Origin of the sequence: Marivivens sp. JLT3646, assembly GCF_001908835.1 — a bacterium.
GTDB lineage: Bacteria > Pseudomonadota > Alphaproteobacteria > Rhodobacterales > Rhodobacteraceae > Marivivens > Marivivens geojensis.
The window spans coordinates 1,431,988-1,445,096 of the sequence record NZ_CP018572.1 but is presented as its reverse complement, the minus strand read 5'-3'; the positions used below and the strand labels follow the sequence as shown (position 1 = coordinate 1,445,096).

Genomic DNA, 13,109 nt, shown 5'->3' with positions numbered 1-13,109 from the left:
TGGAAGGCTGGAGTATCGCAAAGCGTGTATCCCTGCCAAGAGGGAAAGAAAAAGGCCGCCCCGAAGGGCGGCCCGTTTGATTAGCCTTTCGGGCCGATCATGTCTTCTGGACGCACAATCCGATCAAACGTCTCGGCATCAACAAAGCCGAGCGCGATGGCTTCTTCTTTGAGGGTGGTTCCGTTCTTGTGTGCGGTTTTCGCAACCTTGGTTGCGTTATCGTAACCGATGGTCGGCGCGAGTGCTGTGACGAGCATCAGCGACTCTTTCATCAGTTTGTCGATACGTGCAACGTTTGCCTGCGTGCCAACAACCATGTTGTCGGTGAAGGCCGAAGCCGCATCACCGAGCAGCTGAATCGACTGCAGAACGTTGTAGGACATCATCGGGTTGTAGACGTTGAGTTCAAAGTGACCTTGCGAACCCGCGAAACCAATCGCTGCGTCGTTGCCCATGACGTGGGCGCAGACCATGGTCAGCGCTTCGGCTTGGGTCGGGTTCACTTTACCCGGCATGATCGACGAACCCGGTTCATTTTCGGGCAGGATCAGTTCACCTAGACCCGAACGCGGGCCAGAGCCCAAGAGGCGCATGTCGTTTGCGATCTTGAAGAGCGATCCAGCAACGGTTTTCAGAGCGCCCGAGAACATGACCATTGCGTCGTGTGCTGCCAGTGCTTCGAATTTGTTCGGAGCCGTGACGAAGGGCAGGCCAGTGATGTTCGCGATTTCTGCTGCAACTTTTTCAGCAAAGCCAACGCGTGTGTTCAGACCAGTGCCTACAGCGGTGCCGCCCTGTGCCAGTTCGTAGATGTCTGGCAGGCACATCTCAACGCGTTTGATGCCTTGGGCCACCTGATGGGCGTAGCCACCAAATTCCTGACCAAGGGTCAGAGGGGTCGCATCCTGTGTGTGGGTGCGGCCAATTTTGATGATGTCTTTGAACTCTTCCGACTTCGCAGCCAGAGCAGCGTGCAGTTTGCGCAGACCCGGAAGCAGAACGTCACGTGTGTGCATGCCGATAGCGACGTGCATCGCAGTCGGGAAGGTGTCGTTGGACGATTGACCCATGTTGCAGTGATCGTTCGGGTGAACAGGCGATTTCGATGCAAGTTGACCGCCGAGGATCTCAATTGCACGGTTCGAAATGACCTCGTTCGCGTTCATGTTCGACTGGGTGCCAGAGCCTGTCTGCCAAACAACGAGCGGGAAGTTGTCGTCGAATTTGCCTTCGATCACTTCGGTCGCGGCCTCTTGGATCGCTTTGGATAGGGTTGCGTCCAGATCGCCAAAGCCTTCGTTGACGATTGCTGCAGCTTTTTTGATCACGCCGAGTGCGCGGATCACCGGCACGGGCTGACGTTCCCAACCGATTGGGAAATTCATGATCGAACGCTGGGTCTGTGCGCCCCAGTATTTGTCTGCGGGGACTTCAAGCGGGCCGAAGCTGTCGGTTTCGGTGCGGGTTGCGGTCATCTGGACTCTCCCTGTTACGACTTGGGGCTTGTCATACCCCATGCGCACGGGAAATCAATGCAGTATACAGATGCATACCGCCTTGTTATCGCTATCAAGGCAAACGAATTGCCGCAGCTTACTTGCGGAATTGGTCCAGACTGACGACTTCGGCCTCTTTGCGGGGCTTCGGTTCTTCTTCGGCCATTTCGACCATCGGCGCTTCGTCGTCGTCATCCTCGTCGTCGAAGTCGTCTTCTTGGGTTTCAAAGCGGAGTCCGAACTCAACGGATGGGTCTACGAAGGTGCGGATCGCATCGTAGGGAATGTAGATGGGTTCTGGATTATCACCAAAGTTCAGCGTGACGCTAAACCCTTCGTCGGTGACGGTCAGGGCGTCGAACCAATGTTCCAACACGATGGTCATTTCGCCTGGGTACCGATCCGACAGCCAATCGGCCAGTTCGACATCGGGGTGCATCGTGTCAAAGGTGATAAAGAAATGGTGCTGTCCGGGCAGACCTTCGTCCGCGACGCGGGCCAATACTTTTTGAATGAGGCCACGCATAGCCTCGTGCATAAGATTGCCGTAGTCGATCTTCTGGCTCACGGTCGTTCCTTTCGCCCTGTTACCCCCAACATACGGGATTCGGAGCGGGATAAAAGAGGGATAGTCACGTTGCCGCTATGACAAATTGCACAAGCCAACTGGCGCCGCCCGTGAGGCCAAGCACCATTGGTAAACCGTAGGATTTACGGAGCAGAAAAAATCCCGCAAAGATCGCGAGGCCGAGAGCGATTGGGTCGAGTGATGCGGCCTTAGGCAGGATGAATTGGGCTGGGCCAAAGGTGATGGCTTGTGTCGAACCAAAGAACAAGTGCAGCGCGAACCAGACAGACAAGTTGGCAATAACACCGACAACAGAGGCCGTTACACCAGCGAGGGCGGAAGATAGACGAGGCCGCGACGCGAGCCAGTCGATCAGCGGTGCCCCTGCGAAAATCCATATGAAGCAGGGAACAAACGTAACCCAGAGCGCCATTAACCCTGCTGCGATGCCCGATAGCCCTGCATTGGTGCCAGCAACGATCGCCACGAATTGGGTCACAAGGATCAGTGGACCGGGCGTGGTTTCGGCAAGCCCCAAGGCGTCCATCATTTGAGAGGTCGAAAGCCAGCCGTAATTTGCGACGACATCTTGGGTCATATAGGCCAGAACGGCGTAGGCTCCGCCAAAGGTCACAACGGCGAGTTTGGAGAAGAACACGCCGATGTCGCGCAGGAGGCCGTCACCCACCAAGAGGATTGGGAGGCCCCAGAGGATGCCTCCGATCAAAACGACCATGAAGGGGGTGCGCCAGTTGATCGAAACCTTTGGGGCGTCCTCTGATGTTGCGCAGAACGCGCCGCCGATTATCGCGGCTACGGCGATCACGAGCGGAAAGGGCAGGGCGAAGACGTAAAGGCTAACGAAGGCCCCCACTGCCAAGAGCCAATGTAACTTCAGTTTCAGTGCTTTTTTGGACAGACGAAAGATGGCTTGGATCACGATCACGACGACCGTAGCTTTGACGCCAAGGAAGACCGCTTGCACCCAATTCAACTCGCCGAATTGGCCGTAGAGCAGCGCCAGTGCCATGATCACAATTGCACCCGGTAGGACAAAGAGTCCGCCGCCGATGAGTCCACCGACAATGCCGCGCTGCTTCCAGCCCGCATAGGTGGCGAGCTGCATTGCCTCGGGGCCGGGGAGGAGCATGCAAAAGGACAGGGCACGGAGGAACTCTGCCTCGGATAGCCACGGGCGTTCTTGGACCAGTTCGCGGTGCATCAAAGCGATCTGCGCCGCAGGGCCGCCAAAGGACAAAAGGCCAATGCGGCCGAAGATGCGGACGAGGTCAGAGAGCTGTGTCATGGCGGCAATTGGCCATTGTTTTCGGCTCTTTGCAATTCATTCCCACGGTCGTCGTTAAATCTTCATCCACTACAACTTTTCGTTTCATTGTCGTTATTTATAGGTATCCTGAGAAGAGACTATCATAAGGGGTCACGGGATGGAAAAACTGTTAGGGGCCGTTGCGATCCTCGTGTTGTCCGTTTTGGGATACATGGGCGCTAAATCATTGGGTCTCTTTGGTAATCCCGACCGACAGGCTGTTGAGTTGCAGTTGGCGCTCATTGATCAGGCAAAGCAGCTTGAGGCCGAAGGATATTTGCCATGGGACTCTACCGATATCGTGGCATCGACGCGTGTGACGGGCCTGAAACTGTCCGTTGAAATTACGCACATCGCCCCTTCGGAAAGCATGGTGCAGGCAACCGTCTGCAATTACCGCCGTATGCGCCTTTTGATTCAGAGCGGCGCGACCATCGAACTGATCTGGAAGCCAGAGCCAAACGGCTCCGTCATGGCAGTTTCAACGGTCAACAAATGTTAAGGATGAAGTGGAGGTTTCTGTTGCCAGGTACCTCCGAACCCCGCCTGAGGCTGCTAAGCGTCAGGACTTAATTTCGGCGACCCGAACTGCTTACGCAGCCAGAGCCATTGCCGGAGCACGATTGTCATTTGCAATTGTACAGTTTGAACCGATAACGGTGGTATCTCACCGAGACAAAGCATAACCCCTTTAGACGTTCGTCGATCCTATTTCGACCCCATGATCCCCAAATGAAGGATGTTTGGTGGAGTCGCCGGGTACCGCCCCCGGGTCCGATCCGCTTATTACGAGCGCGTTTATGTCCATAGTCCCCGAAGAGACACTTTGAATATAGGTTCTGACTTTGGCGAACTCAAGTAGCTTCGCGTAAATGTTCGGGATGGACGGGTTGCGTTTGACGGCGCTGCGCGTGTCGCTATCCTTGGTTGAAACATATGAGGGAGAGACCATGTTTAAGGCATTGATCGTCGACAAAGACGAAGCAGGCGCTACCAGTGCGTCAGTTCAGGATATCAGCACCGACCGTTTGCCGGAGGGCAATGTGACGGTTGCAGTGGATTATTCGACTGTGAATTACAAAGACGGGCTGTGCCTTGGATCAGGGGGTGGGCTTGTTCGGAATTATCCGCATGTGCCAGGTATTGATTTCGCTGGCACGGTCGAAGCTTCTGACGATCCGCGCTATTCGGTGGGCGATAAGGTTGTTTTGACGGGCTGGCGCGTGGGAGAGGTCCATTGGGGCGGTTACGCGCAAAAGGCGCGCGTCAATGGCGATTGGCTGGTACCGCTGCCAGAAGGCCTGAGCACACGACAGTCAATGGCGGTGGGGACCGCAGGGTTTACCGCAATGCTCGCTATTTTGGCGCTTGAGGATCATGGTCTAACCCCCGAAAAAGGTGAGGTTTTGGTCACGGGCGCTGCTGGTGGTGTTGGGTCTGTTGCGACGGCAATTTTGGCGCATTTAGGGTATCAAGTGGCTGCCGTGACGGGGCGTCCAGAGACCGAAGAATACCTGCGCGACCTCGGGGCGACCCGTATCGTCGCCCGTGAAGAAATCGCCGAAACGGTCAAGCGCCCGCTTGAGGCAGAAACTTGGGCAGGCTGTGTTGACGCTGTCGGCGGCGCGATGTTGGCGCGTGTGCTGGGTCAAATGAAATACGGTGCAAGCGTTGCGGCGGTTGGCCTCGCTGGCGGCGCGGCGTTGCCTGCGACTGTTGTTCCATTCTTGCTGCGGGGGGTGAACCTCTTGGGCATAGATAGTGTGATGCAGCCCTACGACAATCGTCTGCGGGCATGGCAGCGGGTCTCAACTGATCTGCCTATGGACAAGCTTGAAGCGATGATTCAGCCCGCAACCCTGTCTGATCTGCCAACCTTGGGGGCCGATATCCTCAAGGGGCAAGTCAAAGGGCGTGTTGTCGTTGACGTAAACGCTTGACCTTTGAGGGAGGGCGCTAGTTTCGCTGCAATTGTTAAATAGGACTATGCATGACTGACCAGCGCCCAATCCTCCTTTGGTTCCGCCGTGACCTGCGGCTTGCCGATCACGAAGCACTTACCGCGGCGTGTGAGACGGGGCGTCCGATCATTCCTGTCTTTATTTGCGATGACATTGTGGATGGAACAGGTGCAGCGCCAAAGATGCGTTGGGGTCAATCTGTTGGGGCTTTGGCGGATCAGCTTGCCGGGATCGGGAGCCGTTTGATCCTGCGCCGTGGGGCCGCATTGGATGTCCTTCAGCAATTGATTGCAGAGACGGGCGCGGCTGCGGTCTATTGGTCGCGTCTCTACGATCCCGCCTGCAAAGCGCGGGATACGGCGATCAAATCTACGCTAAAAGATCAGGGCATCGATGCGCAAAGTTTCGCGGGCCATCTGTTGTTCGAACCATGGACGGTTTCGACAAAGGATGGCGGATATTACCGCGTCTATTCGCCAATGTGGAAAGCCGTGCGGGATCGGCCCGTTGCTCCGTGTCTGCCCGCGCCCGAAACCATCCCAGCACCAGAGGCTTGGCCAGCGTCGGATCGACTGGAGGATTGGAACCTAAGTGCCGCTATGCGTCGAGGAACCGATGTTGTGACCGCCCATCAGGCGATTGGTGAAAAGGCAGCTACCGCGCGGTTGGATGATTTTATTGAACATCGGATCAATGATTACAAAGCCAAGCGGGATTTTCCTGCGGTTGAGTCCACGTCGCGTTTGTCCGAAAACCTCACCTATGGCGAGATCGCGCCTCGTGCTCTCTGGCACGCTGGCTTGCGGGCGATGGAGGGCGGCGCGGTGGGCGCCGAGCACTTTTTAAAAGAAGTTGTTTGGCGTGAATTCGCCTATCACCTCATGCACCACACACCACATATTCTTGAGTCAAATTGGCGTCCTGAATGGGATGCGTTCCCATGGAATACGGATGAGGACGCGCCCGAGGTTGTCGCTTGGAAGCAGGGTCGGACAGGTGAACCTTTTGTCGACGCGGCAATGCGCGAAATGTATGTCACGGGCACGATGCATAATCGCTCTCGCATGATTGTGGCGTCTTATCTGACCAAACACCTGATGACCCACTGGAAAATCGGGATGAAATGGTTTGAGGATTGCCTCACCGATTGGGATCCGGCGTCGAATGCGATGGGGTGGCAATGGACGGCAGGGTCGGGACCAGACGCCGCGCCGTATTTCCGTATCTTTAACCCTGAGACCCAGCTTGAGAAGTTCGATGGGGACCGGATTTATCGTAAGCGCTGGATCGCTGAACGTTATGCGACACCGACGGAAACGGCTCTGAGTTATTTCGAGGCTGTCCCACTGAGTTGGGGGCTTTCAGCTCATATGAACTACCCTGAATCAGTTGTTTCCTTGGAACAGGGGCGCGCGCGAGCGTTGGATGCATATTCTGCACGAGAAAAATAATCCATTCTGGTCAGATGTGCGTAACCCTACATAAGATAACAAATAATTCGGGCAAAGTTCCGTTAATATGGGGAAACAAATGATACTGACCAGCACCAAAGGGCAATCCAATCTTCCGCGCTATTTTGGTCCGGTCTTTGACATCCTGTGCAATATTCCACGCGGTCGGATCGATATCGAGCTCCCCGATGGCCGCGTGTTTCGTGCCGAAGGTAAATCAGCGGGCTATGTCACAGCGATCACTATTCACAATAAGGATATCTTTGCGCGATTGATCCGCGAAGGCGACCTTGGGTTTATGGAATCCTACATGGAAGGATGGTGGGATACGCCTGACCTGATGACCTTTATGGATTTTGTGCACGACGCCGAAGACGAGGTTTTCGACGGTTTCCCTGGTCAGGGTTTGGTGCGCGCCTATGAAAAACTGCGGTTCTGGCTGCAGTCGAATTCGAAACGACAGGCCAAAAAGAACATCAGTTATCACTACGATTTGGGTAATGATTTCTATGGCTTATGGCTTGATGATACAATGACATATTCGTCGGCCTATTTCAAAACCGGTCAGGAAAGTCTTGAGGCTGCGCAAATTCAGAAATACGCGGCGATGGTTGACGCAATGGGCGTTAAAGAGGGCGATCATGTGCTTGAGATTGGATGTGGTTGGGGCGGGTTCGCTGAATACGCAGCCAAGGAACGTGGTCTGAACGTTACGGGTCTTACTATCAGTAAGGAACAGTTGAATTACGCGCGTGAGCGTATTGAAAAAGCAGGGCTTTCTGATCGCGTTACATTTAAGATGCAAGACTACCGAGATGAAACGGGCACCTATGATGGCATCGCAAGCATTGAGATGTTCGAAGCGGTTGGAGAGAAATATTGGCCCGTTTATTTCGAAACGGTTCGCAAATGTCTGAAGCCGGGGGCAAAGGCAACGCTGCAGATCATCACCGTACAGGATCGTCGGTTTGAGGTGTATCGCAAGGGCGTTGATTTCATCCAGAAATACATTTTCCCGGGTGGGATGCTGCCAAGCCCTTCTGTGCTGCGGAAAGAGGTAGAAAAGTCGGGTATGTGCGTCGATGGCTCAATCGAATTTGGCGAAAGCTACAGCCAAACCTTGCGGCGCTGGTCAGACGTATTCAATGAACGATGGAACCAAATTGCTGCGTTGGGGTTCGATGATCGTTTTCGGCGAATGTGGAATTTGTATCTATCCTCTTGCGCGGGAACATTCCATAGCGGAAACTGCGACGTGACCCAGATAACGGTGTCGCGCCCGACCTGAGCGCGTGAATAGGCACCGATGTTCAAAAGGACCGGTGTCTATGCCCACTTTTGCAAAACTCGTCGGCGCGATTGGATTTGCGGCGCTCTTTATTGGGGCCTCCTTCCTGATGGTGCCTTTGTTTCCGTTTGGCCTGACGCCTTGGTATTTTACGGAATTCAATGGCGGCATCGCCTTGATCCTTGGATGGCGGATCGCGGGCGGTCGTGCGGGGTTGGGCACAATGAGCGGGATCAGCAACGGGGTAACGGCCCTTGTCGCTATCGTGTTTTGCACCTTGGCGCTGCATGGATTTACCCAGATGCTGCTGCGGTCGGCAGAGCTCCGATATAATGGGCTGATGCAAGCGATGATGTCGGGGATCGGGATATCTTTCGACCTCGCAGTTTTACTCGCAAAGCCGACAATTATTGCGATCTTGTTAGCGGGATCGATTGTGATTGGGATCGTGACTGAATTTATCGCTGATAAAATGGATTCCTGATGGATTTGTTCGTTTTCGGATCGCTTCGCGATCCACGGTTGTTCCACCTGATCGCGGGCGAGGGTGGAACACCGACCGAAACGGTTTTGCCTGATTACCGCGTTGAACGGGTCGCAGGCACAACGGTGCCGATGTTGGTGCCTGCCGTTGGTGAATTGTCAAAGGGCGTGCTTTGGCGTGGGTTGTCTGAGGCGCAGATGGAGCGTCTGGACGCCTATGAACTGCCTTGGGACTACAGCCGTGGATCCGTCGTGATCGACGGGATCAAAGCGGGCGTATATTTCGCGGACCTTCCGAATGTTGCGAGTGGTGAGCTTTGGTCGCTCGAGACGTGGGAACAGCAAGACGGCGATGTGTCGCGTATGGCGGCCGCAGAAATTGCGCTTCATTCGCCGCCACTTAGCGGTGAGGCCCTTCGTCAACAGTGGAAGCCCATACGGGCGAGAGCGGCGGCTCATGTGCGGGCAGGGCGCGAAACGGGACCGAACGAAGTGCGTCGCGCGGCGGGCCATTCGGCAATTGTGAAGAACCGCGTGCTGTCTGGTGACTTCTATAAATTCCGCGGCGTAGACCTTGAGCGCGAGACGTTTGATGGTCTGCTTTCGGAGCCAATAGCGCGGGAAACCACAGTCGGCTTCGACGCCTCACTGGTTTTGCCGTATGATCCCGTGCGGGATCGGGTGCTTTTGACGGAACAGTTCCGCACGGGTCCGTTTTTCCGCAAAGACGGGAATCCGTGGATGCTAGAGCCCGTCGCTGGCATCGTGGATGACTACGAAACACCCGAGGACGCTGCGCGCCGCGAAGCCGTCGAAGAGGCGGGTTTGACCATTGGTGAGCTGCTCCCTGTGGCAAATGCCTACCCAACCCCAGGGAATTGCACGGAATTTTTCTATTGCTACATCGGCATTTGCGATTTGCCCGATGATTTACCGCGTTTGGGCGGGCTTGATACTGAAGCGGAAGATATTCGCCTTCACCTTCTGGATCGCGAACGGGCGTTGGGTTTGGTGGACAGTGGCGAAATCACAGTTCTGCCTTTGATCATGATGTTATACTGGCTTGACCGAAACCGCTCTGAGATCGCTGCACTGGCTTGAGTTATCGGTGCGTCGCCCCTACACAGGTATGACAGACAGAAAGGCCAAACCATGCAGTTCAAAGAAGACCTCGCCGCCGCAATCGGGAACACCCCACTGATCAAGCTTCGTGCCGCGTCAGAGGCAACGGGCTGCAACATCTTGGGTAAGGCTGAATTCATGAACCCCGGTCAGTCGGTCAAAGACCGCGCTGCGCTTTATATCATCAAAGATGCGATTGCGCGTGGTGATCTGAAACCGGGTGGCACGATTGTCGAAGGCACCGCAGGCAACACAGGTATTGGCCTCGCGCTGGTTGGCGCGTCGATGGGCTTTAAGACCGTGATTGTTATTCCTGAGACCCAGTCGCAGGAAAAGAAAGATATGTTGCGCCTCGCTGGTGCGGAATTGGTTCAGGTGCCTGCTGCACCCTATAAGAATCCGAATAACTACGTGCGTTACTCTGGTCGTCTGGCCGAAGAGCTGGCTAAAACCACGCCAGAGGGTGTGATCTGGGCGAACCAGTTCGACAATACCGCAAACCGTCAGGCACACATCGAAACCACTGGGCCCGAGATTTGGGAACAGACGGGCGGTAAGGTTGACGGTTTTATCTGTGCGGTCGGGTCCGGCGGCACGCTCGCGGGCGTTGGTATGGCTCTCCAGCCGAAAGGCGTGAAGATCGGCCTCGCGGATCCGATGGGCGCCGCGCTACACAGCTTCTATACGACAGGCGAATTGGCGTCCGAGGGCACCTCGATCACCGAAGGTATCGGTCAGGGGCGCATCACCGCGAACCTCGAAGGCTTTACGCCCGATATGTCCTACCAGATCCCTGACGAAGAAGCGCTGCCTGTCGTCTTTGATATGCTCGAACACGAAGGGCTCTGCCTTGGTGGGTCGTCTGGTGTGAACGTCGCGGGTGCCATTCGCATGGCGAAAGAAATGGGGCCAGGCCACACGATCGTGACGATCCTATGTGACTACGGCACGCGTTATCAGTCCAAACTCTTTAACCCTGACTTCCTGAAATCCAAGGGCCTTCCTGTACCTGGCTGGTTGGAGCACGGACCGTCGTCAATTCCTGGTGTATTCGAAGATTGATGGTATTCGTTCGGGCTATTGTCTTAGCAATTGTGGCGTGGTTGGCCGTTGTGCCGACCTTGTCCTTTTCTCAAGTCATTGGTCCGCAATTACCTGAAACCATCATCGAAGGTGTTCCCGATTACATCGCGTGGGATCGCGTTGCGACGCGGGCAGAGCGGTCGTTGGAATCGGGGGCTGTGTCGACATTCGCTTTGGATCGGTTGCGGGCCGAACTTGCGGGGTGGCGTGACCAATTTCTGGATGCTCAGTCGCTGAATGCGTCACGCATTGCAACTGTTCGCGCGCAGCTTGACGCTTTGGGCGCGGCACCAGTGGATGGCGCGACTGAGCCGCTCGCCATTTCGACACGTCGGACCGAATTGAATGGTCAATTGGATAGACTGCGGTCGCCTGTGATCCTCGCCCAAGAGGCGCACACGCGGTCGAATGGTTTGATCGGTGAAATCGACGCTGTTATGCGCATGCGCGAGGCCGAACGTCTGACGACGCGCGGCGCTACGCCCGCCGATCCAGCGAACTGGCCGCTAGCGATCACTGCAATTTGGCAGGGACTGTCAGCCGTCGTGGTCGAGAGCAAAGCCAAATTTGCTACCAGCTACAAAAACGGCACCATTTGGCACGACTTGTTTGGTGCCGCTGGCCTGATGATCCTCGTGTCTATCGGCTTGTTCTGGCGGTCGCGGGCATGGGTCATGGCCCTGAACCGTCAGGTGACAGAGCGGAATCTACGCGGCGCGGATGTTTGGAAATTCGTTGTTTCGCTTGGCTTGATTGCGCTGCCTTATATCGCGGTCTTGCTGCTGACAGAGGCGCTCGCCACGACGCAAATCCTTGGATTTCGCGGGGCAACGATCCTGTCGGCGCTGCCAAATGCGGCAATGTATGTGATCGTCGGGCGCTGGCTGTCGATGCAGTTCTTTAGTGTGGTCGAAGCCGAAAAAGGTCCATTGTGCATGTCCGCCGACGACCGCTTGCGGGGTCGTCGTATCCTGAAACGGTTGTTCTGGGCCTTGGCCATCGGTGCCGTTATGGTCGCTGTCGTCGGAGTGGGCGATACAACCGGATTGGCTGGCACTGTTGTGTTGTTCCCGATTGAACTCGTGGCCTCGGTTTTCTTGTTCCAGTTCGGACGGCTGATCGTTCACCACTGCAAAGATGGAGACGATCCAGAGGTCTATCGCAATCGCATCATTTCAGTGCTCGGTCAGGCGGTGACGATTGTCGCGGTTCTGTCGCCGCTCCTCGCTATTGCTGGCTATTCGAGCGGCGCACAGGCGCTGTTGTATCCGACCGTTAATACGCTCGCTGTTCTGGCGGTGGTTTTATTGCTGCAGCGATTGGTGCTCGACCTTTACGTGATGTTGACGGGCGCGGTTGATACCGCCGCCGAAGCCTTGATCCCCGTCTTGATCGGCTTTGCGCTACTACTACTCTCTGTTCCGCTCTTGGCGCTGATTTGGGGCGCGAGAGAGGCGGACCTTCTCGAAGTGTGGACCCGTTTCCGTGAGGGCTTTACGATTGGTGAGACGCGGATTTCACCGACCGACTTCTTAACTTTCGTTGTGATATTTGGCGCTGGCTACGCGATGACCCGTTTTGTTCAGGGAACGCTGCGGTCCACGGTTCTAGCAAAGACAAAGCTGGATATCGGCGGGCAGAACGCGGTTGTCTCTGGCCTTGGGTATTTAGGTATCTTCCTCTCTGCCGTGATTGCGATCACGACCGCGGGGATTGACCTCTCTAGCCTCGCGATTGTCGCAGGTGCGCTTTCTGTCGGTATCGGTTTTGGCCTTCAAACCATCGTGTCGAACTTTGTCTCTGGCATCATCCTTTTGATCGAACGTCCGATCTCTGAAGGCGATTGGATCGAAGTGAACGGCCAGATGGGTATCGTGCGGGACATTTCTGTGCGCGCAACTCGGATTGAGACGTTTGACCGTCAGGACGTGATTGTCCCGAACGCCGATCTCGTCAGCGGTCAGGTGACGAACTGGACCAGAGGGAGCCTCGCTGGTCGTATCACGGTGCGTGTTGGCGTAGCGTATGGCACGGATACCAAACGGGTTGAGGCTATCCTCCGCGAAATCGCAGAAGCCCATCCGATGGTTATCATCTGCCCAGCCACCAATGTGTTGTTCGTAGGTTTCGGGGCAGATAGCCTTGATTTCGAAATTCGGGCCGTGCTGCGTGACGTCTATTTCTCGGTCGTTACAAAGTCCGAAATTCACCATTCGATTGCCGAACGCTTTGCTGCGGAAGGTATCGAAATTCCATTTGCGCAGCGCGATATCTGGCTGCGTAACCCCGAAGCCCTACATCCCAGATCTGACCAAGACCCGGAGACCTGA

The 13,109-nt window shown here is 55.5% G+C and carries 11 protein-coding genes and 1 other RNA gene; 8 read left to right on the top strand and 4 right to left on the bottom strand.

All coding sequences use genetic code 11. The annotated features are described in order from the left end of the window. Window positions 1–80: 80 nt before the first annotated feature. The 3 genes from fumC to chrA all read right to left on the bottom strand — a co-directional run bounded on the left by fumC (window position 81) and on the right by chrA (window position 3,370). Window positions 81–1,475, bottom strand: coding sequence for a class II fumarate hydratase (gene fumC / locus BSK21_RS07175; protein ID WP_067545346.1), 1,395 nt, complete (start codon window positions 1,473–1,475; stop codon window positions 81–83). Between the two features lie 118 nt (window positions 1,476–1,593). Beyond that, on the bottom strand, window positions 1,594–2,064 hold the full coding sequence (locus BSK21_RS07170) for an SspB family protein (RefSeq protein ID WP_197498061.1): 471 nt from the start codon (window positions 2,062–2,064) through the stop codon (window positions 1,594–1,596). 64 nt (window positions 2,065–2,128) lie between these two features. Further along, a complete protein-coding gene (gene chrA, locus BSK21_RS07165) occupies window positions 2,129–3,370 on the bottom strand; it encodes a chromate efflux transporter (RefSeq protein WP_067545343.1) in 1,242 nt (413 codons plus the stop codon). A 139-nt stretch (window positions 3,371–3,509) separates the two neighbouring features. Between chrA and BSK21_RS07160 the strand changes: the two genes are divergently transcribed. Further along, a complete protein-coding gene (locus tag BSK21_RS07160) occupies window positions 3,510–3,893 on the top strand; it encodes a hypothetical protein (protein WP_067545340.1) in 384 nt (127 codons plus the stop codon). A 6-nt stretch (window positions 3,894–3,899) separates the two neighbouring features. On the opposite strand, the gene ssrA is transcribed toward BSK21_RS07160, so the two are convergent. Further along, window positions 3,900–4,253, bottom strand: a transfer-messenger RNA (tmRNA) gene (gene ssrA / locus BSK21_RS07155). 88 nt (window positions 4,254–4,341) lie between these two features. Here ssrA and acuI point away from each other — a divergent pair. The 7 genes from acuI (at window position 4,342) to BSK21_RS07120 (ending at window position 13,109) form a co-directional block, all read left to right on the top strand. Next, window positions 4,342–5,331 (top strand): acryloyl-CoA reductase, encoded by a 990-nt coding sequence (gene acuI / locus BSK21_RS07150; protein ID WP_067546548.1) that lies wholly within the window; start codon window positions 4,342–4,344, stop codon window positions 5,329–5,331. A 50-nt stretch (window positions 5,332–5,381) separates the two neighbouring features. Further along, on the top strand, window positions 5,382–6,803 hold the full coding sequence (locus tag BSK21_RS07145) for a deoxyribodipyrimidine photo-lyase (RefSeq protein WP_067545337.1): 1,422 nt from the start codon (window positions 5,382–5,384) through the stop codon (window positions 6,801–6,803). A gap of 79 nt (window positions 6,804–6,882) precedes the next feature. Continuing rightward, window positions 6,883–8,091: a cyclopropane-fatty-acyl-phospholipid synthase family protein gene (locus BSK21_RS07140; protein ID WP_067545334.1), complete on the top strand. Its 1,209-nt coding sequence runs from the start codon at window positions 6,883–6,885 to the stop codon at window positions 8,089–8,091. Between the two features lie 40 nt (window positions 8,092–8,131). Then, window positions 8,132–8,575, top strand: a complete 444-nt coding sequence (locus BSK21_RS07135) for a TrgA family protein (protein WP_067545330.1) — start codon at window positions 8,132–8,134, stop codon at window positions 8,573–8,575. Continuing rightward, window positions 8,575–9,675 (top strand): NUDIX domain-containing protein, encoded by a 1,101-nt coding sequence (locus tag BSK21_RS07130; RefSeq protein WP_074038987.1) that lies wholly within the window; start codon window positions 8,575–8,577, stop codon window positions 9,673–9,675. The genes BSK21_RS07135 and BSK21_RS07130 overlap by 1 nt, the downstream gene beginning before the upstream one ends. Before the next feature lie 51 nt (window positions 9,676–9,726). Beyond that, complete coding sequence (locus BSK21_RS07125; RefSeq protein ID WP_067545321.1) at window positions 9,727–10,758, top strand: cysteine synthase A; 1,032 nt, start codon at window positions 9,727–9,729, stop codon at window positions 10,756–10,758. After that, window positions 10,758–13,109 carry a DUF3772 domain-containing protein gene (locus tag BSK21_RS07120; RefSeq protein ID WP_067545318.1) on the top strand — a complete coding sequence of 784 codons (2,352 nt, stop codon included), beginning with the start codon at window positions 10,758–10,760 and terminating at the stop codon, window positions 13,107–13,109. Before BSK21_RS07125 ends, BSK21_RS07120 begins: the two co-directional genes overlap by 1 nt.

What these genes read in the sequence shown, in the direction of transcription:
- BSK21_RS07135 (WP_067545330.1), top strand. Translation starts at nt 8,132, where the DNA reads ATGCCCACTTTTGCAAAACTCGTCGGCGCGATTGGATTTGCGGCGCTC.
- chrA (WP_067545343.1), bottom strand. Translation starts at nt 3,370, where the DNA reads ATGACACAGCTCTCTGACCTCGTCCGCATCTTCGGCCGCATTGGCCTT.
- fumC (WP_067545346.1), bottom strand. Translation starts at nt 1,475, where the DNA reads ATGACCGCAACCCGCACCGAAACCGACAGCTTCGGCCCGCTTGAAGTC.
- BSK21_RS07120 (WP_067545318.1), top strand. Translation starts at nt 10,758, where the DNA reads ATGGTATTCGTTCGGGCTATTGTCTTAGCAATTGTGGCGTGGTTGGCC.
- BSK21_RS07160 (WP_067545340.1), top strand. Translation starts at nt 3,510, where the DNA reads ATGGAAAAACTGTTAGGGGCCGTTGCGATCCTCGTGTTGTCCGTTTTG.
- BSK21_RS07130 (WP_074038987.1), top strand. Translation starts at nt 8,575, where the DNA reads ATGGATTTGTTCGTTTTCGGATCGCTTCGCGATCCACGGTTGTTCCAC.
- BSK21_RS07140 (WP_067545334.1), top strand. Translation starts at nt 6,883, where the DNA reads ATGATACTGACCAGCACCAAAGGGCAATCCAATCTTCCGCGCTATTTT.
- acuI (WP_067546548.1), top strand. Translation starts at nt 4,342, where the DNA reads ATGTTTAAGGCATTGATCGTCGACAAAGACGAAGCAGGCGCTACCAGT.
- BSK21_RS07145 (WP_067545337.1), top strand. Translation starts at nt 5,382, where the DNA reads ATGACTGACCAGCGCCCAATCCTCCTTTGGTTCCGCCGTGACCTGCGG.
- BSK21_RS07125 (WP_067545321.1), top strand. Translation starts at nt 9,727, where the DNA reads ATGCAGTTCAAAGAAGACCTCGCCGCCGCAATCGGGAACACCCCACTG.